The organism is Pseudoalteromonas sp. S1609, assembly GCF_005887255.1.
In the GTDB taxonomy this organism is placed as follows: Bacteria; Pseudomonadota; Gammaproteobacteria; order Enterobacterales; family Alteromonadaceae; genus Pseudoalteromonas.
Map to the genome: position 1 here is coordinate 125111 of NZ_PNDJ01000013.1, position 22764 is coordinate 147874.

Annotated in this window: 18 protein-coding genes; all 18 read left to right on the forward strand. The window is 38.7% G+C overall.

Going from position 1 to position 22764, the window contains the following annotated elements; all coding sequences use genetic code 11:
- The first annotated feature begins 9 nt into the window (after positions 1-9).
- On the forward strand, positions 10-474 hold the full coding sequence (gene tssJ / locus CWB76_RS04740) for a type VI secretion system lipoprotein TssJ (protein ID WP_138605841.1): 465 nt from the start codon (positions 10-12) through the stop codon (positions 472-474).
- A gap of 15 nt (positions 475-489) precedes the next feature.
- Entirely contained in the window at positions 490-1818 is a 1329-nt protein-coding gene (tssK, locus tag CWB76_RS04745; protein ID WP_138605843.1) for a type VI secretion system baseplate subunit TssK, read from the forward strand.
- Positions 1819-1840: 22 nt separating this feature from the next.
- Entirely contained in the window at positions 1841-3121 is a 1281-nt protein-coding gene (gene tssL, locus CWB76_RS04750) for a type VI secretion system protein TssL, long form (RefSeq protein WP_138605845.1), read from the forward strand.
- Between the two features lie 10 nt (positions 3122-3131).
- On the forward strand, positions 3132-6641 hold the full coding sequence (gene tssM, locus CWB76_RS04755) for a type VI secretion system membrane subunit TssM (protein WP_138605847.1): 3510 nt from the start codon (positions 3132-3134) through the stop codon (positions 6639-6641).
- Complete coding sequence (gene tagF, locus CWB76_RS04760) at positions 6623-7351, forward strand: type VI secretion system-associated protein TagF (RefSeq protein WP_138605849.1); 729 nt, start codon at positions 6623-6625, stop codon at positions 7349-7351. Before tssM ends, tagF begins: the two co-directional genes overlap by 19 nt.
- Positions 7344-8141: a PP2C family protein-serine/threonine phosphatase gene (locus CWB76_RS04765; RefSeq protein WP_138605851.1), complete on the forward strand. Its 798-nt coding sequence runs from the start codon at positions 7344-7346 to the stop codon at positions 8139-8141. The genes tagF and CWB76_RS04765 overlap by 8 nt, the downstream gene beginning before the upstream one ends.
- Before the next feature lie 202 nt (positions 8142-8343).
- Positions 8344-9459 (forward strand): type VI secretion system protein TssA, encoded by a 1116-nt coding sequence (gene tssA, locus CWB76_RS04770; protein ID WP_138605853.1) that lies wholly within the window; start codon positions 8344-8346, stop codon positions 9457-9459.
- Positions 9460-9474: 15 nt separating this feature from the next.
- Positions 9475-9978, forward strand: a complete 504-nt coding sequence (gene tssB, locus CWB76_RS04775; protein WP_010389380.1) for a type VI secretion system contractile sheath small subunit — start codon at positions 9475-9477, stop codon at positions 9976-9978.
- A complete protein-coding gene (gene tssC / locus CWB76_RS04780) occupies positions 9975-11465 on the forward strand; it encodes a type VI secretion system contractile sheath large subunit (RefSeq protein ID WP_010389377.1) in 1491 nt (496 codons plus the stop codon). The genes tssB and tssC (CWB76_RS04780) overlap by 4 nt, the downstream gene beginning before the upstream one ends.
- A 37-nt stretch (positions 11466-11502) precedes the next feature.
- On the forward strand, positions 11503-13029 hold the full coding sequence (gene tssC / locus CWB76_RS04785) for a type VI secretion system contractile sheath large subunit (protein WP_010389374.1): 1527 nt from the start codon (positions 11503-11505) through the stop codon (positions 13027-13029).
- 2 nt (positions 13030-13031) lie between these two features.
- A complete protein-coding gene (locus CWB76_RS04790; protein ID WP_138605855.1) occupies positions 13032-13811 on the forward strand; it encodes a type VI secretion system accessory protein TagJ in 780 nt (259 codons plus the stop codon).
- Between the two features lie 15 nt (positions 13812-13826).
- The gene (gene tssE / locus CWB76_RS04795) at positions 13827-14312 is read left to right on the forward strand and encodes a type VI secretion system baseplate subunit TssE (RefSeq protein WP_138605857.1); all 486 of its coding nucleotides are present in this window, start codon (positions 13827-13829) and stop codon (positions 14310-14312) included.
- On the forward strand, positions 14309-16135 hold the full coding sequence (gene tssF, locus CWB76_RS04800; RefSeq protein WP_054201390.1) for a type VI secretion system baseplate subunit TssF: 1827 nt from the start codon (positions 14309-14311) through the stop codon (positions 16133-16135). Before tssE ends, tssF begins: the two co-directional genes overlap by 4 nt.
- On the forward strand, positions 16132-17121 hold the full coding sequence (tssG, locus tag CWB76_RS04805) for a type VI secretion system baseplate subunit TssG (protein ID WP_054201389.1): 990 nt from the start codon (positions 16132-16134) through the stop codon (positions 17119-17121). Before tssF ends, tssG begins: the two co-directional genes overlap by 4 nt.
- Before the next feature lie 22 nt (positions 17122-17143).
- Positions 17144-19762: a type VI secretion system ATPase TssH gene (gene tssH, locus CWB76_RS04810; protein ID WP_138605859.1), complete on the forward strand. Its 2619-nt coding sequence runs from the start codon at positions 17144-17146 to the stop codon at positions 19760-19762.
- 220 nt (positions 19763-19982) lie between these two features.
- Positions 19983-20462 carry an Hcp family type VI secretion system effector gene (locus CWB76_RS04815; RefSeq protein ID WP_138605861.1) on the forward strand — a complete coding sequence of 160 codons (480 nt, stop codon included), beginning with the start codon at positions 19983-19985 and terminating at the stop codon, positions 20460-20462.
- Positions 20463-20536: 74 nt separating this feature from the next.
- Positions 20537-22390: a type VI secretion system tip protein TssI/VgrG gene (gene tssI / locus CWB76_RS04820; RefSeq protein ID WP_138605863.1), complete on the forward strand. Its 1854-nt coding sequence runs from the start codon at positions 20537-20539 to the stop codon at positions 22388-22390.
- Positions 22390-22749 (forward strand): hypothetical protein, encoded by a 360-nt coding sequence (locus CWB76_RS04825; protein WP_138605866.1) that lies wholly within the window; start codon positions 22390-22392, stop codon positions 22747-22749. Before tssI ends, CWB76_RS04825 begins: the two co-directional genes overlap by 1 nt.
- Positions 22750-22764 lie beyond the last annotated feature (15 nt).

Below are 22764 nucleotides of genomic sequence, written 5' to 3' on the forward strand. Positions count from 1 at the left end.
AAGTAAATAATGTACAAAGTTAAGCTCTACTTATTGAGTTTTAGTTTACTATTTTTGGTAATGGGATGTTCTACGATGAATAAAATCGTACCCCCTTCTACCGATCTGATCATTAATGTATCTAAAAATGTTAATCCAGATACATCAGAACGTCCTTCTCCAGTGGTAATGAAAATTTTTGAGCTCAGCTCAAGAACTATTTTTGACACGCAGGACTTTTTTAGCTTGTACGACACACCAGAAAAGATCCTCGGACCTGACTTATTAAAAAAAGATGAATTAGAACTTCAGCCTGATTCTGTGCAGCAATATAAAATGAGCCTTAATCGTAATACTCGTTACGTTGGGGTTGTTGTTGCTTATAGAAATATAGACCAAGCAAGGTGGAGAGCGGTTATAGAAGTTGACCCTACCGGCTATGACGATATCAATGTTAATGTAGAAGCAATTGCGACATACATGAGAGAGCAATAAAAAAGGATTTTTAAAATGGGTGATAACACTCGTGTTGCTTGGACTGAAGGGATGTTTTTAAGACCTCAGCACTTTCAACAAGCAGACAAATATATTTCCAATGTTATCAAGCAAGTTTGCAGTGGCAACCTTGCTGATCCATGGGGGATAATTGATATAAGTATTGATAATGAATTACTTAACAGCGGGCAGTTTGCCGTGGACGCATTATCAGCAATCACTCCAGACTTATTACCAATAGATATGCCTCAATCAACGTCGCTACCTGAACCGTTGGTGGTTAATAAAGATGTTTTTGATGAAGTTGTTTATCTTGCCATCCCTGCGCTAAAAAATAGCGGGATTAATATATCTTCAGCCGACGATAATACAGTGACTCGTTATAAACTCAATGACCTGTCAGTGAGTGATGATTTATTAGGAGCGCAATCTCAAGAAATTATTCAAGTTGCGAAAGTGTATAGCAAATTGATGCTGTCGTCTGATGATCACTCAGGCTATATCGTATTACCTTTAGCTAGAATTATAGATGTGAGTAGTGAAGGCCAAATAAAGTTAGATGCAAAGTATATTCCTCCATCTTTAAAAGTAGGGCAATGTAAACCCTTATCAGGGCTAGTCAGAGAAATAGGCTCAATGATAAAGCAACGCGCTGAAAGCATCGCCGCAAGGCTCAGCCAGGGCTATGCAGGAAGTTCTTCAGTTGCAGATTTTATCATGCTACAAACATTAAATAAGTATGATGCGATATTTAATAACTTACTTAGTGTCAATAGTTTACACCCTAATGTATTTTACAGTCGTTTAATTGAGCTTGCGGGCGAGTTATCAACCTTCAGCACTGCTAATAAGAGAGTGCCTAAATTACCCAATTATGACCATACTAATTTAGGGCAGGTATTTAATGAAGTGGTTAACTTTTTATACCAGTCGTTGAGTCACGTTATTGAGCAAACAGCAACTGAAATTAAACTTGAGCAAAGTAAATTTGGTATTTCTTTTGGTGCGTTAAAAGATAAGTCTATTCTTAATTCAGCCCAATTTGTATTAGCAATTAAAGCAAGTGTGCCTCATGAAGAATTAAGAAAAATTCTACCTTCACAAATTAAAATTGGCAGTGTAGAAACTATTCGAGATCTGGTAAATAACCAAATTCCAGGTATTACGATTAGTAATTTACCAACAGCACCAAGACAAATTCCTTATCATGCTGGTTTTCATTATTTTGAATTAAATAGGCATGGTGAACATTGGGATAAATTGCGTTCCAGTGGGGGAATTGCCATTCACCTCTCAGGAAACTACCCTGAGCTACAATTAAGCCTTTGGGCGATAAGAACTTAACTTTTTAAAAGGAAGAGTTTCAATGGACGAAACCATTATCAAACCTCGCCCAGGTCGATTAGGGCGAAATACGCCAAGTAGCAACCCTGCACAAAATGATGCTGATAAAACAGTGATGTCGGTCGAGCCGCCTTCTGCAAAATCATTAGGTAGTAACAAAGTATCGATATTTAAAAACCCTTTGTTAGAAGCGGCAACCGATTGTTTTTCGCTTGTAATTTCAATCAATCAATCGCTTGAAATGAGTAACCTTGCAGCGCTTAAACATCGTTGTGTTGAGGCTATCAAACGATTTGAAGTAGAAGTTCGCAATCAGCACTTATCAAAAGAGGTGATCAATAATTCGCGTTATTGTTTGTGCGCCATTCTTGATGAGTCTGTATTGAACTCAAAATGGAGTTCAATGGAGTGGGCGGATGAAAGCCTACTTTCTACCTTTCATAAAGAAACCTTTGGCGGTGAATATTTTTACACGCTACTTGATTCAGGCTTAGCTCAACCAGAGAGAAATCAACAATTTTTAGAGTTGCAATATCACTGCTTGAATTTAGGATTTAAAGGTAAATATCGCCTAGGTGCCGGTGGTGATACAAAAATCGAAGAATATCGTTCACAACTTTATCATTTATTAAACCAACTTAATGGGCCAATTAACAATAAGCTGTCTCCAAACTGGAAGCAAAGAGTAGCAGCGGGTGTTGAACTGAGAAATCAAGTTCCACTTTGGGTCATATTTTCGGTATTGGGGCTCATATTATTGATGATCTATTTATCAATAAATATGAAGCTGAATAACGATGTTGTAGAGATTAATGAAAAGCTAGCAGGTATTCACCCTTTAGCAGTTAACCAAATTGTTGATAAAAAAGATCAGCAATTACGCGTACTTGAACAGTTGTTGCAAACAGAGATTAAAATGGGGATTGTCGCCGTTGCTAAAACCTCCGATGGGATCCGCATTACAATTAATAGTGAAAACTTGTTTAAGCAAGGAGACGCACAACTTCTCCCTTCATTCCAGCCTATTTTAGAAAAGTTAGCGTTAAGCCTAGAAGGAACTAAAGGGCGAGTCCTCATAACAGGTCATACAGATGACTTACCAATTAGCACTGATAAGTACCCTTCTAATTGGCATCTATCTTTAGCTAGAGCAACACAAGTTGCTAATTTAATGGCTAAAAGTACCAATTTGAGCGGTCGTCTATGGCCAGAAGGAAAGGGCGCAGCAGAGCCTATCGCTAGCAATTCAGATTCAGCTTCTCGGTCGTTAAACCGCAGAATTGAAATCGATCTATTATTTTAATGAGGCTGTAATGAGTTTCTCACAAAAATTTAAAAAAATAACCTACGCACTAACGTCTCGAACCGCTATTTTAATTATCGGTTTTTTAGCCTTATCATTATTAATTTGGTTTGGTGGTCCCCTAATTGCGATTGCAGATTATGTACCGCTTGCCGGTGTTGCAGCAAGACTACTAACTATTTTATTGATACTACTTGTTTTTTCTGTGACTAAAATTTATCGCCTTATGCAGCAAAGCAAACGTGATGAAAAAATGGCAGATGAGTTAATAGATAACAACGATGCAAATAGTAGTGAAGTTAACGAAGAAATAACCACCTTAAAAACCAGAATGAATGAAGCCATAGATTTACTCAAAGACGTAAAACTATTTAAAGGTAAAAATATATACCAATTACCTTGGTATATCATGATTGGTCCACCTGGCGCAGGTAAAACAACGGTTATTCATAATTCAGGCCTAGATTACCCATTAAAGGATAAGCTTGGAGTTGATTTAGTGCATGGTGTTGGTGGTACGCGCAATTGTGATTGGTGGTTTACCAATAAAGCGGTATTAATCGACACCGCCGGTCGTTACACAACGCAAAGTAGCCACGCTAAACACGACTCTAGAGCATGGGAAGGCTTTCTCGGGTTACTAAGAAAACATCGCCCATTACGCCCTATAAATGGGGTAATGATCAGTATGGGTATTTCTGAACTTATGAGTCAGACCAAAACTGAGCGAAACCTTCATGCAAGAGCTATAAAACAACGCCTTCAAGAACTACAAAACCAGCTTGGTATGACATTTCCTGTCTATGTTATTTTTTCTAAAGTAGATTTAATTGAAGGATTCAGGGAGTTCTTTGGCGAACTTACTGAGGAAGAATGTGAGCAAGTTTGGGGGATCACCTTTGAGCTTGATTTAGATAAAGATACTCAAGTCGATGCATTTAACAAAGAATTCCATGCTTTAATTTCTAAACTTACAGAGATGTTGAACCGTCGACTGATCAACGAGCGTAATGAAGCTATTCGAGCTAAAATCTTTGAATTCCCCAGACAGCTACGTGTACTACAAGGGGTAGCTGATGACTTCTTAAAAGAGATTTTTACTCCTAACGCTTATGAAGAGTTACCTATGTTCAGAGGAGTGTATTTAACCAGCGCCACTCAAGAGGGAACCCCTTCAAGCTTTTTAAATGATGCTAGCGCAGGTAAAACCGATTATATAAACCAATCTAAAAGTTTTTTTATTAAAAACGTTTTAGAGAGCGTTATTTTTCCTGAGCAAAACTTAGCAAGTACCAACAAACACCATGACAAACAAAATAAGTGGCTTCGAGTTGCTAGTGTGTCACTTGCATGTGTTGCTTTGTTCGGCTTTTCAATTTCTTGGTATTTTAGCTTTGCATGGAATAGCAACTTAATTGATGCCACAGATGAAGCAATTGCCACGTACCAAGAATTAGACGCATCATCTTTTGATAGAAATAATCTACTGGTACTAAATGACCGATTAAATGCATTGAGAAACTTGCCAGCAACCAATGCTCAGTTAATTGATCCTGAAGATGCATCTTCAGTTGGCTTTAATAAGCTTACTGAAATTAAAGAATCTTCTACTAATGCTTATAAACGTTCCTTACAAACCTATTTAGAGCCCTTTATTGCGAACACGTTAATAAAGGAAATGGAGGCTCATCCAGAACATCTGAGTTATTTATATGAAACGCTCAGATGCTACTTAATGTTATTTAAACCTGAATATTTTGAGAGTGAAGATATTTACGTTTGGTTTAGTGCATATTTAGATAGAAATTTGCCTGGTGATTTGAACATGCAGACGCGTAATGAGCTGATGAATCATATTGCTGCGTTGTTAAAAGAGGGCGTAACACAAACTGAAATAGATAATCAGGCGGTTCGAGTAGCTCGTGCAGAACTTACGAAACTACCGATTGCAGAAAGAGCATACCAACGACTTCAAGCTGATTTTCTTGATAGCAGTATTCCGCCTTTTAGATTAACCGATATTATTAGCTTTGAAAGTGCGCAAAAGTTTACATTTCGTAACAATGGTGATCTAACGCGCAGTATTCCAGGGTTATACACTTTTAACGGTTTCCATGGCATTTTTAATATTGAAAAAGGAAAAATGCTTGGCAACTTAATGGCCAGTAGCTGGGTGTATGGCCAAGAAGCCTCAGGCACGTATGATATTTCTAAAGCAGAGATAGAAAAGAAGCTAGAGCAACGTTATTTCCAAGATTATATTTATTATTGGCAGTCGTTTTTAGATGACTTGAGTCTTAATCAGTACAGCTCACCTGCTGAGGGTGTGAACATTACTGATGTATTAGCAGGCTCAGAAGCGCCAATAAAAAATATCATCAATGCAGTTAAAAAGAATGTTCAATTAACTAAGCTACCTATCTCTGAAAACCAAAAGGTCGCAGGAGATATTGCCGCTAATGCAGCTAAGGTTGCGATGCAAACGAAAGCAAATCGAATTAAACGTTTTTTACCTGACGAGGCGCCTAAGTTTGAGGTAGAGCTACCGGGCTATCAAGTCGAAGAGGCGTTTGAAGACATTATCGATATAGACATTCAGCAGCTTGATAATATTCAGAAAAACTTAAGAGAGTTGAATATTTATCTAACTAAACTTGATCGAGGCGACCAGCTTAAATACTCAATTAAAGATCAAATAAGTGGTAAGAGTAAACCGAGTTTTATTCGCCAATTAGAGTACCAAAGTAGTGATTTGCCATATCCGTTCAATAGTTGGTTACTTGATATAAGTAGAGATACTAGCAACATCACCAAAAATAGTGCCAACAGACATTTAAATGAAATTTGGAAAAGCAAAGTGTTGCGCGAGTATAACGCGGCAATTGTGGGGCGTTACCCATTTGCTCCGCAGGCTGAAAAAGAGGTCAGCATTAAAGACTTTACTCGCTTCTTTGGCCCTAATGGCACCATAGATAACTTTTTTAATAGCTATGTAGCTCCGAGTGTGGATATGAGCTCTAGCCCGTGGAAATTTGAAAAAGATATTGGTATTAGCAATAACACCTTAAAAATGTTTGAGCATGCTTTCAAAATTCAAACCGCATTTTTTGAACGTGGTAGTGATACACCCCGAATTGAGTTTGGCTTACGTACTTTTAATTTAGATAAAACGGTATCTAGTTTAATGATTGAAATTGATGGCCAGTCAATGATTTACCGTCATGGTCCACTCAAAGTTACAAACTTTGTATGGCCTGGCGCTAGTGGTCAAAGTAAAACTCGCGTTGTGTTTACACCGCCAAACGGTGGGCGTTCAATTAATACAACTTATCAAGGTGAGTGGTCACTTTATCGAATGCTAGATGAGCTCAGCGAAAAGCGTAGCAAAACACGTCAAGATCTAGAGTTACATTTCTCCTTGATGGGTAACAACGCAAAAGTAGAATTACTGCCTAGCTCAATCAGGCATCCGTTTTGGAACAGCAGTGTAGAGAAGTTTTCATGTCCGACCCGATTGTAGATATTGGTTATCTTGGCAAGGTGCCTTGTTTAGGCGACTTTGTTCAAGATAATGTAACTAAAGAGTTTTCAGAGCATTGGGAGCAATGGCTGCAAGCTGCCATTGCTGTGAGTAAAGAGCAACTTGGTGATGTTTGGCAAGAAAGCTACCTTACTGGCCCTGTTTGGCACTTTGCATTAAGCCCAAACATTGTTGGTGATACTGGCATTATGGGTACGTTATTGCCCAGTATGGATGCAGTAGGAAGGCACTATCCACTCACTGTTACTCGTGCAACTCATATTGCTCCGGTTGATGTGCTTCATTCTGGTGTTTTTTCATTAGAATACGAAGATGCTGTTCTTAAAGTACTTGATGGCTCTGTGGATCTGTTTTCCTGGCGAAAAGAACTGGCTAGTACACTAAGTGACGTTGCTGCAAATAAAAAGCAAGTAAGTTATGCCAATTCAAAAGATAAAAACAAACAAGCAATCGCTCTAGAGTTTTCAGGCACTGAGTTAAGCGACCATATTTTACAAGATGCCATGCATGCGATTTTACATAAAAAGTATGGTGATTACAGTGTTTGGTGGACTCATGGTTCTTGCAATATTAAGCCTATGGTACTGATCACGTCAGCTTTGCCGCCGGTTAATCAAGTAGCCGCTATGCTAGATGGACGTTGGAAGCATTGGGAATGGAATTACACACAGGTAAAAAATAGTGATTAGTAATTTAAGTACAAGTTATGCCATTACTCATAGAGGTGCAGTGAGGCAGCTTAATGAAGATGCGCACGTGGAAATTAACAGCCATAACTTATGGGTCGTAGCTGACGGTATGGGCGGGCATGAAGCGGGTGAAGTTGCTAGTCAATTAGTGGTTGATGTGATTAGAACTACTGTTGAAAAGCTCAGGCTAGAGGACTTGACCGTAAGTCATATTGTTAGCGCTATAGAAGATGCAAATAAGCAACTAAATCAATATAGCGCGCAATACTTAAGCAATAAAACAGCAGGCAGTACGGTAACAGCTTTGTTTGTTAAGAATGAGCGCTATTACATATTATGGGCTGGTGACAGCAGAGCTTACTTATTACGCAATGGTAAACTAACTCAAGTTTCTCGAGATCATAGTCAAGTTAATGACTTAATCGACGAGGGAATGATTTCTGTTGAAGAAGCTAAAAACCACCCATTATCTAACGTTATTACTCGTGCTGTGGGCGTAATGGATGAAGTGAAGGTGGATGTAATTGAGGGTGAGATAAACAAGGGCGATATCTTTTTATTATGTTCAGATGGTCTTACAGGTGAATTATCAGATGAGGACATATGTTTGTCATTAGAGCCAAGTAGCATAATTGATTCAGGAATGGCTTTAATGCACTCCTCGTTAGTCAGAGGTGCTAAAGATAACGTAACTTGTATATTAGTAAAATATGATGATGTAGATGCCAATCAATCGATACAATCTTGTAATTTACAAGATGAGGCAACGATTCCATTGTTCACTAAGTAGCTGATTAAGCCTGTTTTAGTATATTTAAGAAAAAAAGTTGTAAATATATCAGGAACAAAAAACTGTTATTTCAATTATTTACAAAATAACATTAGCCAGCTTATCGGCACAATGGTGCTGAAGCTTGTAATTTAATTTAAAGAATGTAATATTATCTCCGCTCTAAGCTTTAGAGAATATGGATAATATTTAGGACAATGGAATGTTTTTATTTGAAGAGTATATTTCCCCTATTTCAGATACTGAGTTTGCAGGTATTGATCCGCGCTCAGATGTCTCTCCAACGTCTACTTACTACGCCTTAAAAGATTTAAGAAACCAACTTCGTGCGGCTGAAAGAAATGCGCTAGTTGATGAAGAAGGAATTGCTTCGCTTTCTCGAGATTGGATTCCGCTACTTGAGCAATGTAGTGAGGCAATTAAAACCGAAAGTAAAGATATAGAATACCTAGCTTGGCTAATTGAAGGCTTGTGCCGCGTTCATGGCTTTAAAGGCATTGCGTTTGGTTTTAGTGTTGCTAAGCACCTTTTGGAACATCATTTTGAGTCACTTTATCCAACACTTGATGACGGTGATGAAATTTCAGACAAAGTGTCTGCATTAGTTGGCTTAAATGGCAGTGCTGGTGAAGGTACGTTAATTATTCCAATTAAAAGTATATACATGACAGACAGTGTCAGTATGGATCCTTTTTCTTTTTGGGAATATCAGCAAGGTTATGACATTTCACGTTTAAGTGATGAAAAACGCGAAAAGAAGATAACCCAAGGTGCCGTTGATTTTGAACAGCTTGAAAAAAGTGCAGCCGAAACCAGTACCGAGTTTTTTGTATCTTTAAAAAATGATATTGAAGATGCGATAGAAAAATTTGCCGCTTTGAGTGAGGTTATGGATAAGGTGACAGGTGAGCCACAACCTACATCTAATATTAAACAAGCATTAGAAGTGAGCTTAGCTGCGGTAAATCATGTTGCAGCAGATAAACTTGAAGCAGCACAAATTGCATTAGATAAGGCAAATGCTGAGCCTGAAGAGGAAGTGGTTGAGGATGAGATAGAGGCAGACTCAGCGCAACCTAAAAAGCGTGTCAGTGATGAGATTGATTCGAGAGAAAACGCAATAAAAAAACTTCAAGAAATTGCGACATTTTTCAGAAAGACTGAACCTCATTCACCAATGTCTTACACGATAGAACAAGTTATTCGATGGAGCGAATTATCGCTACCTGAGTTATTAAATGAGTTAATTACAGATAGTGATGCTAGGACTGGATACTTTAAGTTGTCTGGCATTAAGATCAGCGAAACTGAAACATAGTAAAAGGAGTTCTCAATGAGTATCCATGATAAGTTAAAACGAGTTCGTAAACCAAGAGTACATATCACTTATGATGTGGAAACTGAGGGCGCGGCAGTAAAAAAAGAATTACCCTTTGTAGTAGGTGTAATGGGTGATTTTTCTGGTGATAACACAGAAGCACTTAAACCACTAAAAGATAGACGTTTTATTCAAATTGATCGTGATAACTTTAATGATGTTTTAAAACGTATGAGTCCTTCTCTGCGTTTAAAAGTAGACAATACATTAACGGATGATGGTTCTCAGTTTGAAGTTAACTTGAACTTTAAGTCGATTGACGATTTCGAGCCTGCTGCGGTTGTAAATCAAGTAGAGCCTTTACGCAAATTGATGGAAACGCGCAACAAGCTGCGTGACTTGATGACCAAGATTGACCGCTCAGAAGAGCTTGAAAATGTACTCGAAGAAGTATTAAGTAATACAGCAAGCTTAGACTCGATGGCTAAAGAACTTAACTTAGAGGAGACTGATAAATGAGCACTGAACAATTAGCAACAGAATCAGAATCGGTATCAGAAGTAAGTTCTTCACTATTAGAGCAAGCAATTGGCGCGACTAAACAAACAGAGTCGAGCCGTGCTGAAGAATTACTAAAAACATTAACAGAAGAAGCGTTAAAAGGCACAGTTCAATGGAATAAAAACATGACTGTGACGTTTAATGAAGCTATTCAGTTAATCGATCAAAAAATTTCAAAACAGCTAAGTGTGGTAATGCACTCGGATGAGTTTCAAAAGCTTGAAGGCTCATGGCGCGGTTTGCATCACTTAGTGATGAACTCTGAAACAAGTTCTACATTAAAAATTCGTGTTTTAAACATGAAGAAAAAAGAGTTACATAAAGACTTAAGTAAAGCCGTTGAGTTTGATCAAAGCCAAACCTTCAAGAAAATTTACGAGTCTGAATTTGGTACTCCAGGTGGTGAACCATATGGCACTATCGTAGGTGACTTTGAATTTACTAACCACCCTGAAGATGTTGAAACATTGAGCCTAATGTCTAATGTGGCTGCAGCTGGATTCTGTCCATTTATTGCTGCCTCTTCACCGTCTTTATTCGGTTTTGATAATTGGGAAGAGCTTACTAAACCACGTGATTTAGAAAAAGTATTTGAATCATTAGAATACACTAAATGGCGCTCATTTAGAGACAGCGATGATTCACGCTTTGTATCACTTACTATGCCGCGTTTCCTTTCGCGTTTACCTTATGGTGCTGCTTCTAAACCTGTTGAAGAGTTCAACTACGAAGAGTTTGAAGTTGAGCCAAAAGACGGTCGTTCAGTGAGCACTGATAACGGTGATTACTGTTGGAGTAATGCAGCATACGCTATGGCAACTAACATGACCGCGGCGTTTTCTCAATACGGTTTCTGTACTGCTATTCGTGGTGCAGAGGGGGGCGGTAAAGTGGAAGGCTTACCGACTCACATATTCACTAGTGATGATGGTGATCCAGATCTTAAGTGTCCAACAGAAATTGGCATTACAGATCGTCGTGAGGCAGAGTTAAGTCAGTTAGGCTTCTTACCTCTATGTCACTATAAAAATACTGATTATGCTGTTTTCTTTGGCGGTCAAAGCTGTCAAAAACCAAAAATTTACTCAACGCCTGATGCCACGGCTAACGCTGCTATTTCAGCTCGTTTACCATACTTAATGGCAACTTCTCGCTTTGCGCATTACTTAAAAGTAATGGCACGTGACAAGATTGGTAGCTTTATGGAAGCTGAAGACGTTGAATCATGGTTAAACCGTTGGATCCTGTCATATGTAAATGCGACAGAGGGCGGTGGTCAAGACATCAGAGCACGTTACCCTCTTGCAGATGCAAAAGTATCTGTAAAAGAGATCCCAGGTCAACCTGGTGCCTACAACGCTGTTGCTTGGTTGAAACCTTGGTTACAAATGGAAGAACTAACGTCTTCTTTACGTCTTGTAGCTAAAATCCCAGAGATCGGTTAATAATACCGCTCTCTCGCATTAAGGATGATGCAATAGAATGAATCACGAAGAGTTTTCATTTATAAATCAAGACTTCACTTTTCAACAAAAGTCACAGTCTCGAATTAGTGATAATGACGCTTTACTCGATAGGTTTTTAAATGAAAAAAACCTAGATAAAGCGTTATTGTTATGGCTTGAAGGCTCTTCTGATTCTCCCCTTTCTTGGAATAAGGAGTCTTTGAGTCCTTATTTACAACGTGTAATTATTGAACTCGATCAACTTATTTCATCGCAACTCAACCACATAATTCATGCTAATAGCTTTCAACGCTTAGAAGCTAGCTGGCGTAATCTATGGTGGTTATTGTTACAAACAGAGCAACAAGACAAAGAAAAAAAAGTAAAAGTTAAATTGCTCAATTGTGATTGGTCAACGCTCTCAAAAGACGTGAACAAAGCGATTGATTTTGATCAAAGTATGTTTTTTCAGTTACTTTATCAAAACGAGTTTGACAGTGCCGGAGGCGAGCCTTTTGGTATTGTAATTGGTGATTACGAAATCAGTAATGGTTGCTCAGCAGGCACTATTTACAATGATATTGATACTATAAAAGAGGTATCAAGAACGGCAGCGGCTGCATTTTCTCCTTTTATATGTTCGGCTTCGGCTAATTTATTTGGTGCTGATAGCTTTTCTGATTTAGGTTATTACTCTGATTTATTTAATCAGTTTGAACAACCTGAATATATAAAATGGCAAAGTTTTAGAAAAATGGAAGAAGCGCGCTTTATGGGGTTTACGTTGCCTCATGTGTTAGTTAGGCCGCCTTATGTTAATGATGGCAAACGCCATCAAGATTTTTACTTCAAAGAACAAATAAAAAATCCAGAAACAGATATGTTATGGGGCAGTGCAGCGTATCAGTTTGTATCAACAATAATTAGAGCTTACTGCGACAGCGGTTGGTTTGGTCACATTCGTGGTATAGAGCCAGGCAAAGTCTCTAAGGGATTAGTAACAGGGCTTGCTCGTGATAGCTTTGCAAACGATACCTATCAAAAAGAGGCAAAGCCGCCACTTGATTTATTAGTAACCAGTAAGTTTGAAAAGCAATTTTCTGAGCTCGGTTTTATCCCAGCTTCTTCGGTTACAAATACGGAGCATATTGTTTTTTACAGTAATGCATCGGTTCAAAAAACAAAAAATTACGACTCAAGTGCTGCCAATATCAATGCGCGCTTATCGTCTATGTTGCAATACATTTTATGTGTATCGCGCTTTGCGCACTATTTAAAATTATTAGCCCGAGATCGTGTCGGGTCTTACAGCACAGCACAGGCCTGTGAGAGAGATTTACAGGCGTGGATTAATAACTACACAACCGCGTCAGACTCCGCGTCTGAGCATATTAGAAGCAAATATCCACTGAGTAATGCAAAAATAAAAGTAAGTGAAAATAAAGCAAACCCGGGGCATTACTTTTCGGTTTTGCAGTTACAGCCTCACTTTCAGTTAGACCAAATGGTCTCGAGTATTAAGTTAATAACAGAGCTCAGTCCTCATCATAAAATAAAGGAATAGTCATGAAAAAAATACACAGTTTAATTCGCGAGGGAAAACTTGCTGATGCTTTATTATGCTGCGCTACCGAGTTGCAAGATGAGCCTTTAAATTTTGACATTAGAAGTATTTATTCTGAATTACTTTGCATTAATGGCGAGCTTGAAAAAGCAGACAAACAACTCGACTTTATGGTGCAAAAGAACCCAGAGTTTGCTGTAGGTGCAGTTAACCTTAGACATTTAATTCGTGCCCAGCAATCGCGCGTGGATTTTTATCAAGGTAAGGGGATTCCTAAACTTTTTCATGAAGCCAATGAGCTAGATACCTTGTTTTTAAAAATGCATGTTGCTTTGCTTGAAGGTGAAACATCTGAAGCAGCCAGTCTTGCACAACAAATGGAAGCGCTTCGCTTGGAGAGTGTTGAAGACGAGCAATCAGCAATTCGAGATTTAGATGATAGCTTAAGTCCTTATTTAGAAGTGCTAGGCACGAATGGCGAGTTTTACCTGGCTAACTTTAATGAAATTGAAACATTAAAAGTAGAACCTGTAACGTCATTATTAGAGAGTATTTGGTTACGCGTTGAAATTACTATTAAAGACGGCCCATCGGGTACCGCTCACTTGCCACTAGTTTACGCAAACTCAAATACAGATCTAGAAAAGCTAGGCCAAGTATCTGATTGGGAAGAACTTCAAGACGAATTTATTATAGGTAAAGGAATGAAAATGTTGTTTGTCAACGATGAAGCCATCACTGTTCCAAACCTTAAAATAAACGTCCTAGAAACAGCTGAGTAAGCATAGTAAATAATTATGATAGAGCATAAGCAGCAGCTTCAAGCATCCATTTTAGATAGGCTCATTGACGATGAGCCAGACTTTCAGGATGCCCCATCTCGTACTGAGGGGATCAGCATTAGTGAGCTGAGAAAAAATGTGCGCAGAGACATAGAAGAGCTGCTAAATGCGCGAATTCAATGGCACACGTGGCCAGCACAATATGCAGAGTTAGCAACATCCTGCTTATCGTATGGTTTACCTGACTTTTCGAGTATGTCGGTGAGCTCTCACGAAGGGCGGGCACTGCTATGTGAAACCGTTAGAAATACAATTTTGAAATTTGAGCCTCGGTTCATTGAAGTTGAGGTATTTACTGACGATGAAGTACCCGTAAATAGAGTATTAAACTTGCGAATAAACGCTTTACTATATGCAGATCCAGAGCCTGAGTTTATTAGCTTTGACTCTGAAGTTGAGCCTGTGAACTTAGGGATGAAGATTATAGAGGCTTCTTTATGAACGATGAGTTATTAAAATATTACAATCGTGAATTGGCGTTTGTTCGTCATATGGGTAAAGACTTCTCTGAAAAATACCCTAAAGTTGCAGGGCGATTAAAGCTAAGCGATGATCATATTGAAGACCCTCATGTATCTAGATTAATTGAATCGTTCGCATTTTTAACGGCTAATATTAGGCAAAAGTTAGATGATAGCTTTCCTGAGCTTACTGATGCTTTATTAGGGCAAATGTTACCTGACTATCAAGCGCCTATTCCTTCAATGTCGGTGGTTAAATTAGAGGCTGAAAACCTCTCAACCACGGGAGTAGTCATTCCAAGAGCGAGTGAAGTTGAAACCAATGTTGAGTCAATGAAGCAATGTAAGTTTCAAACCTGTTATGAAACTTACTTATGGCCTGTTGAAATTACCAGTGCGCAATTTGATAACAGTCCTTTTGTGGCACCAAAACCACGTTGGCATGAGAAAGCAAAGTCAATTTTCAAACTTGAGCTAACCGGTGAATACCCGGGTGTATCACTGGCTGAAACTGGGCTGGAAAAATTACGATTATTTATAAATGGCCAATGGCATCATACGCTTAAAGTGTATGAATTATTGTTTAAGCACGCTATTGGCATTGCTTTTGATAATGGTGATGAGGGAATAAAGTACCTTTCTAAAACTCAACTTAAAGCGGTTGGCTTTGATGCAAATGAAGCGGTTGTACCGTATTCGCAGCGATCAAGTGCCGGCTATCGCTTACTCGTCGAAAATTTTACCTTTCCTGAAAAGTTTCGTTTTTTTGAACTTGAAAATATTCACTCATCGTTGCCTAAAAATTCTAATAAATGCACAGTGTATATTTATCTTGATGCTGAATCTTCAGAGCTTGAAAAGCAAGTAGACAAAGACATGTTCTTGATGGGGTGTACGCCCATAATTAATATGTTTGAACAAGAATTAGAACCTATTCGCCCTGAGCTGAGCGAATACGAATACCAGTTAACGCCGCGTTATATGGACTCTGAGATTTCAGAAGTAATTGGTATTTCAGAAGTAATTGCCTTTGACCATAAGGGAAATAAACAAATAGTTTGTCCGTTTTATGGACAAACCCATCCACGATACCAAGGCCATGATGATTTGTTTTGGCATATCCGCAGAGAAACTGCCTCATGGGCAGGGGGTTATGTTGAGTCAGGCACCGAATCGTTTCTATCATTGGTAGATGCACGATTTGAAAATAGCGCTATGGATTATGCTGAAGGGAACACGGTCCTAACCGTACGTGCTAATTGCAGTAATCGAAACCTCCCTGCAAGCATGCCTTTTGGAGACGATGAGCTAGGCTTATTGATGCCAGAACGCGGCGATGTAATTAAAAAAATTAGGTGTTTAATTCCATTTACTCATGCCGTTAGACCAATATTAGCCGATGCAACTCGTTGGCAATTAGTTAATCATTTAACGCTCGACGCGTTTAGTGGAGATGATGCATGTAATAAGCTTAAAGAAGTGCTACGCCTTTATGACTTTAGAGCATCTCCGCAAACAAAAGGCCTTATTGATAATATTTACCGTGTGGTTGTAGAACCCGCAACGGCTCGTGTTGTGCAAAAAGGGCGAGTAAGCTTTGCAACGGGAAGTGAAATTGAAATTACCTTCGCCAATGATGACTTTTCAGGTAGTGGCATGTTTTTCTTTGCTTCTATCCTCGATCATTTCTTTGCGCAATTTGCAGCAATTAATAGCTTTACTCGCGTTAGTTTAAGGCTAAAAGAACAAGAGCAAGTGTATTACCAATGGCCTGCGCGAGTTGGGGAAAGCCCGTTAATATGATCCAACATATTATTTCTCAAGCGTCACAAGTTGACTTTTATAAAGCAGTTTTCATTATTGAAAACCAGCTGAAAAAGCATGGCTTGGAGTATCGCTATGTAGGGTATGACAGTAGTCCAAAGCAAGAGTTAATTAAGTTTACCGCAACTCAAAAATTTGGTTACCCAGGTAACGCTATCACAAAATTAGAACAAGCAAGCTTTGAAGATGGCTTACATAAAGTCAACATGCAGATCTCTTTTATGGGATTAACGGGTTGTTCGGGCGCTTTGCCTCAATTTTATAGCGAACTGGTGATGCAACGTCTTCGCTATAAAGATACAACCATGCGCGACTTTTACGACATGTTTAATCACCGTTTGGTGTCTTTATATTATCGAGCGTGGAAAAAATATAAACCGTCTTTAAATCATATAAATAAAGATAAAAACAAAGACCCATACACGCAAATATTAGGGCTTTTAAGCGGCGGTTATGATGAACATCAGTTGCACTTTTCAGGCCTTTATAGCCGAAAAATTCGTAATGCTTTTGATTTAAAAAGTGTACTGAGCTCATATCTTGGCTGTGATGTTGTCATTAAACAAATGATAGGTAAGTGGCACGATTTGAAGCCACAAGAGCAAACATGTCTAGCAAGTGAACGCCTTTATGAGGGACAACATGCCCGCTTAGGTGTTGATACGGTAATTGGTAAAAAGATATGGGATATTTCTTCTAATATCGAGATCCATATCAGTACCCGCGATTTTGATAAAGCAAAATCCTTGTTACCTAAAGGCAAGTTATTTGAATTAGCTAAAAAAATTGTCAAAGACTATGCCGGCAATGCTATTTCATTTCGACTTGTTATTGAGTCAGATTTTCAACAACTTGATGCGGTGCAGCTGTCAAAAAGTGAATGCCAACTAGGCGCAAATAGCTTTTTAATGGCGAGTAAAAACACCCCTAAATTTAACCCTACTAAGTTATCGTTTAAAGGATAATTAAAATTAAAAGGAACAGTGTATGTCAACGATGACATTAAACAAATTAGTTGAGAAACTAAGCCCAGATTGTAGAAAGAGCTTAGAAGCAGCGGTCGCAATTTGTAATAGCCGCAGCCATTTTACGGTTGAATTAGAGCATTGGCTGTTAGCTATGATTGAGCAGCAACTAGACGATGTTAGACTCATATTCGGTGCTTTCGATATTGATATTGATCAGGTAAAGCAAGATTTAAATCAATCATTAGAGTCATTTAAAACGGGCAGTGATTCGTCGCCTAGTCTGTCGGTACATGTTACTACTTTACTTAGACAATCATGGTTAAGCACCAGTATAGAATTTACCGATGAGCAAATTCGCAGTGCTTACGTTATTTATACGCTTACAAAAGACGATACCTTGTCTAGTTTAGTAACGCGTTGTAGCAAGCTTTTCAATAATATAGAACCTGGACAACTACTACATGCATGGCCTGAAATTGTTGCCCAATCGCAAGAACGTAATACTACCACTGCAAGTGCTACAACACCTGCAAATGGTTCATCTAAAACACCAAGCTTAGATCAATTTACCGTAGATTTAACCGCTCAAGCAAAAGCGGGAAAAATAGACCCAATTTTAGGCCGTGATTTCGAAATACGTCAGATGGTAGATATTTTAACCAGACGTCGTCAAAACAATCCAATCTTAACCGGTGAAGCGGGTGTAGGTAAAACCGCTGTGGTTGAAGGACTTGCCCTAAGGATTGCTCAAAAAGACGTACCTGCAGTGTTACAAAACGTTAAGTTGCACAGCCTAGATTTGGCTTTGCTGCAAGCAGGTGCGGGAATGAAAGGTGAATTTGAAAATCGTTTGAAGTCACTAATTAATGAAGTGAAAAACGCTGTTGATCCTGTGATTCTTTTCATAGATGAAGCTCACACTATGATTGGTAGTGGCGGACAAGCGGGTCAAAATGATGCTGCCAACTTACTTAAGCCTGCTCTAGCAAGAGGGGAGTTACGTACTATTGCAGCAACAACGTGGGCTGAATATAAAAAGTTTTTTGAAAAAGATGCTGCACTAACACGTCGCTTCCAAGTGGTTAAAGTTGAAGAGCCAACACCAGAAAAAGCGGTTGCTATGTTGCGTGGTTTAGTTCCTGTGATGGAAAAACATCATAAAGTGTTTATTTCAGAGCAAGCACTTGAAAGTGCAGTGCATCTATCGCACAGATACATTACTGCCAGACAACTACCCGATAAAGCCGTTGCATTGTTAGATACGGCATGTGCTCGTGTTGCTATGAGTCAAGCATCGACACCTAATGCGATTGAGCAGTTAATTAACAGGCTTAGTGAAATTGAAGCGCAAGTTTTAATGCTAAATCGTGAGCAAAAAACCGGTTTAGATCACAGCGAACAATTATCAGCACTTAAATCTGAATTAGTTGAGATTGAACAGCAACTGGAACCATTAAATGAGCAGTTCAATGTTGAGAAGGATATAGTTACCGAGTTAAACCAAGCGCTAGAATCGATTAACACCAACGATGCAGACTCTTCTGCTGAAGTACTTGAGCAGTTAAAAGAAAGCAAGCTTAAGCTAGCCTCGTACGAACATAATATGGTGCATTGGCAAGTTGATGAAGAGTTGATTGCACAGGTTATTTCTGATTGGACTGGTATTCCTGTTGGTAAAATGCATGAAGATGAAATTCATGGCATTTTAAATTTAGCTGAGCAAATGAAACAGCGCGTAGTTGGCCAAGATCATGCACTTGAACTTATGGCTAAAGTGGTACAAACCTCCCGTGCGCAGCTAGCAGACGAAAGTCGCCCTAATGGTATATTTATGCTGGCAGGACCAAGCGGTGTTGGTAAAACAGAGACCGCACTTTCACTAGCACAAGAAGTGTATGGCAGTGAAGATAACGTAACAGTTATTAACATGTCTGAGTTTAAAGAAGAGCATAAAGTGTCATTACTACTTGGCTCACCTCCAGGTTATGTTGGTTATGGCGAAGGCGGTATTTTAACCGAAGCAGTAAGAAGAAAACCATACAGTGTAGTGCTACTTGATGAAATGGAAAAAGCCCATCCAGGCGTGCAAGATATTTTCTATCAAGTATTCGATAAAGGCACCATAAAAGACGGTGAAGGCCGAGACATCGACTTTAAAAACACCATCATTATTATGACCTCAAATGTGGGTACTGATACCACAATGAGCTTATTTGAAGATGAAGAAAGTAAGCCGAGTATTAAAGGTTTATTAAAAGCATTACAAGATGATTTATTAGGCGCATTTAAACCCGCATTTTTAGGGCGCATTAATGTCATTCCTTACATTCCGTTAAGTGATGAAATTCTGACCCAAATTGCAGCGCTGCAAATTAGTAAAATAATTAAGCGTGTTAAAAAGTATTATGATGCGCAATTAACGTATAACGATGACGTGATTGAGCACATTATTGCTAATTGTCAAAATGCTGGTTCGGGTGCAAGAAATATTCACACCATATTACAGAATAAAGTACTACCACTATTGTCTGAAATTTTGCTTTCGAGCATGGTTGATGGTGAAAAAGTGACATCTATCTCATTGTTAATTAAGGATAATGAGTTTGATATTGAGCTAACTAAAGTTAATTTAAAATAACCTGTTTTTATGGTTGTTTCTTTAGTTTTAGAGCATTATAATTCGTGTGTCTTATATAGAAACATGGAATTTTTGAGACATTGTCTTCATCTAGGGAAAGGAATTCTGAAGACCTTTTCATTGCTGTTTTAGAGATAATGATTTCAAGGAATTTTGGGTAACCAAAGTAAACGAATCCACATAATGGATAATATTGTTTAATAAAAAGGAGCATTATCAAATGCAAGCAAATACATATTTAAAATACGGTTCAATCAAAGGCGAAACTACTGCCGAGTCTTTCAAAGATTTAATTACAGTTTTATCTTTAGATTGGAACGTTAGCCGTGAGATTAGTGCAGCGACTGGTACAGCAATGGACCGTGAATCTAGCTCTACTCGTCTAGGCGATGTGACTATTACTAAACTTCAAGATAAAGCATCTCCGGATCTTTTCAAAGAAGCAACTATTGGTAAAGGTCTACCTGCTATTTTCCATATCACTAAACAAGGTGATAAAGTTGAAGAAATCATGAAAATCGAACTTACAGATGCCATGATCTCTAGCTACTCAGTATCAGTTCAAAACGACCGTCCAATTGAAACAATCACTATCAGCTACACTGAAATGATGATGACTGTTACACCAACTGACGATCAAAACAACATCACTGCACCACTAGTATATGGTTACAGCGGTGTTAAAGGTCAACAAATGTAATATTTGTTATCCGATTGTAGCTCTGGGCTTATGCTCAGAGCTTTTTTTGATCTTCAGGATGGGAAAAGCAAGGAATGCAAAAAGCAACACAAGATAAAAACGTAATTCAAATTAGTACCCCTGTTGGTAAAGACGCCCTTTATTTAACACGCTTCGTTGCACAAGAAGCCATGTCAGATTTGTTTGTTATGTCGGCCAATATGTACACCATAGGCCAACAAATCGCACATGAAGATCTGGTTGGCAAACCGGTATCGATAAAGGTAAAAAATGCCGAGGGTGGGGGAGAGCGTTATTATCACGGTATTGTGAGCCAGCTTGTTTCTAACGGCAGCCGCACTGCGGACGTTGACGAACAAAAAAATTACATTGATTATCAAGCTACCATTGTGCCTTTTGCCGCTTCTATGCGTAATCGCAAAAACAGTCGCATTTTCCAAAAGAAAACAATAAAAGATATATTTGCTGATTTGTTTGGCCAACACAATGTGGCTTTTTCAGACAAAACCAGTAAAACCTACCCCAAATACGAATACTGTGTGCAGTATCAAGAGTCAGATTTTGACTTTATCCAACGCTTATTACAAAGTGAAGGTATTTTTTACTTCTTTGAGCATACAAAAAGCAACCATACATTAGTTTTGGCAGATGATATCACTGCCTATGAAACATGTGGTGAGGCTAAAGTTGTTCATTCAACTGGCCATTTAAGCGAATCTCATGTTTCGCGTTGGCAAGGCGGATTAAGCTTAGCGCCAGGCAGCTTTAAGCGTTTAGGCTACGATTTTAAACAGCCGTCGCGTTACCCTGATGCAGAGCAAGCAAATGCCGAGTTACCCACGCAATCGGTATCAGAAATTTTTGAATATACAGCAGAAGCAGAGTGTCATCCTCGCGCGGCTAATTTGGCATCTGTACAATTAGAGTCACTACAAAGAGACATGAAGCTCTCAAGCGGGCGCAGTGACTGCCGCTCATTTTCTGTTGGTAAACTGTTTAGTTTCAAAAAACATGAAGACCCACGCCTTGAAGGTAAAACCTTTGCTATTACCTCGATGATGACATCGATTGTAGTACCAAACCAATCAGGCGCTGCACAAGCATCAAGTGAAGAAGTGTATTCTAACCACTTTGAATGTGTGCCAAAAGACATTCCATACAGAGCGCAAGTGAGCAAAAAGAAACCGGTTATCAATGGTGTACAAACAGCCATAGTAACGGGTGATAGCGCCGATGAAATTATGATTGACCAATATGGCCGCGTAAAGGTGCAATTTGATTGGGATCGTGAAGGTAAAAAAGATTCTAAAAGTTCATGTTGGATCCGAGTTGCACAAAACTGGGCCGGCAAAAAGTGGGGCGCATTTTTCTTCCCTCGCGTAGGACAAGAAGTTCTGGTTGATTTTATTAATGGCGACCCAGATCAACCTATTATAAGTGGTGCTGTTTATAACGCAGACTTAATGCCTCCGTACGCTTTACCGGGCGAAAAAACGCAAAGCGGTATTAAAACTCGCTCAACTAAAGAAGGTGGAGCAGATAATTTCAATGAGCTGCGCTTTGAGGATAAAAAAGGCAGCGAGCTTGTGTATATGCAAGCCGAAAAAGATAAACAGCTTTACGTTAAAAACGATCAAAACGAAAAAATAGATAACGATCGTAATGTTGAAATTCTTAATAACGACAATCTTAACGTTACAAAAAACCGTATTGCCGAAATGGGTGAAAACGACACCTTAAAAGTAGGTAAAACACTTAATATTGAAGCGGGTGACGAAATAGTGATTAAAACAGGCTCGGCGCAAATTAAAATGAGCAGTAGTGGCAATATCACTATAGAAGGAACAAACATTGATATTAAAGGCAGTAATGTAAAAGTAGATGGCAGTGCCATTACCTTATCTGCTGGTGTAATTAAGTTAAATTAATGATGGAAATAGTCAATAACTTTCAATCAGGATTTAGAAACGGCATTGCAAATAACGGGCACGTTGTTTACTGCCGTTATGGTTTACCGCATTTAGTGTGTTTACCAATAAATAGGCCAGATGATCCATTATTAAGTCCTGCTTTAAGTCATTTAAAAGCTATGAATGGCTATTATGCACAGCAGTTTTTTATTCATTTAAGTGATTCACTTAATAGTGAAAATGTAATTTCAAATTTATATCAATATGCAACTCAAAGCACAGTGGCACTTGCTGATCACAGTAAAGATGAGCTAATTGAAGAAATTTCGCTATTAGTAACGACTAACAAGCTACTAATTATTCCACTGTATGAATAGTCTTTCATAAACAAG

Excerpts from the sequence above, each read along its gene's own strand:
- tssJ (WP_138605841.1), top strand. The coding sequence starts at position 10 with ATGTACAAAGTTAAGCTCTACTTATTGAGTTTTAGTTTACTATTTTTG.
- tssK (WP_138605843.1), top strand. The coding sequence starts at position 490 with ATGGGTGATAACACTCGTGTTGCTTGGACTGAAGGGATGTTTTTAAGA.
- tssL (WP_138605845.1), top strand. The coding sequence starts at position 1,841 with ATGGACGAAACCATTATCAAACCTCGCCCAGGTCGATTAGGGCGAAAT.
- tssM (WP_138605847.1), top strand. The coding sequence starts at position 3,132 with ATGAGTTTCTCACAAAAATTTAAAAAAATAACCTACGCACTAACGTCT.
- tagF (WP_138605849.1), top strand. The coding sequence starts at position 6,623 with ATGTCCGACCCGATTGTAGATATTGGTTATCTTGGCAAGGTGCCTTGT.
- tssA (WP_138605853.1), top strand. The coding sequence starts at position 8,344 with ATGTTTTTATTTGAAGAGTATATTTCCCCTATTTCAGATACTGAGTTT.
- tssB (WP_010389380.1), top strand. The coding sequence starts at position 9,475 with ATGAGTATCCATGATAAGTTAAAACGAGTTCGTAAACCAAGAGTACAT.
- tssC (WP_010389377.1), top strand. The coding sequence starts at position 9,975 with ATGAGCACTGAACAATTAGCAACAGAATCAGAATCGGTATCAGAAGTA.
- tssC (WP_010389374.1), top strand. The coding sequence starts at position 11,503 with ATGAATCACGAAGAGTTTTCATTTATAAATCAAGACTTCACTTTTCAA.
- CWB76_RS04790 (WP_138605855.1), top strand. The coding sequence starts at position 13,032 with ATGAAAAAAATACACAGTTTAATTCGCGAGGGAAAACTTGCTGATGCT.
- tssE (WP_138605857.1), top strand. The coding sequence starts at position 13,827 with ATGATAGAGCATAAGCAGCAGCTTCAAGCATCCATTTTAGATAGGCTC.
- tssF (WP_054201390.1), top strand. The coding sequence starts at position 14,309 with ATGAACGATGAGTTATTAAAATATTACAATCGTGAATTGGCGTTTGTT.
- tssG (WP_054201389.1), top strand. The coding sequence starts at position 16,132 with ATGATCCAACATATTATTTCTCAAGCGTCACAAGTTGACTTTTATAAA.
- tssH (WP_138605859.1), top strand. The coding sequence starts at position 17,144 with ATGTCAACGATGACATTAAACAAATTAGTTGAGAAACTAAGCCCAGAT.
- CWB76_RS04815 (WP_138605861.1), top strand. The coding sequence starts at position 19,983 with ATGCAAGCAAATACATATTTAAAATACGGTTCAATCAAAGGCGAAACT.
- tssI (WP_138605863.1), top strand. The coding sequence starts at position 20,537 with ATGCAAAAAGCAACACAAGATAAAAACGTAATTCAAATTAGTACCCCT.
- CWB76_RS04825 (WP_138605866.1), top strand. The coding sequence starts at position 22,390 with ATGATGGAAATAGTCAATAACTTTCAATCAGGATTTAGAAACGGCATT.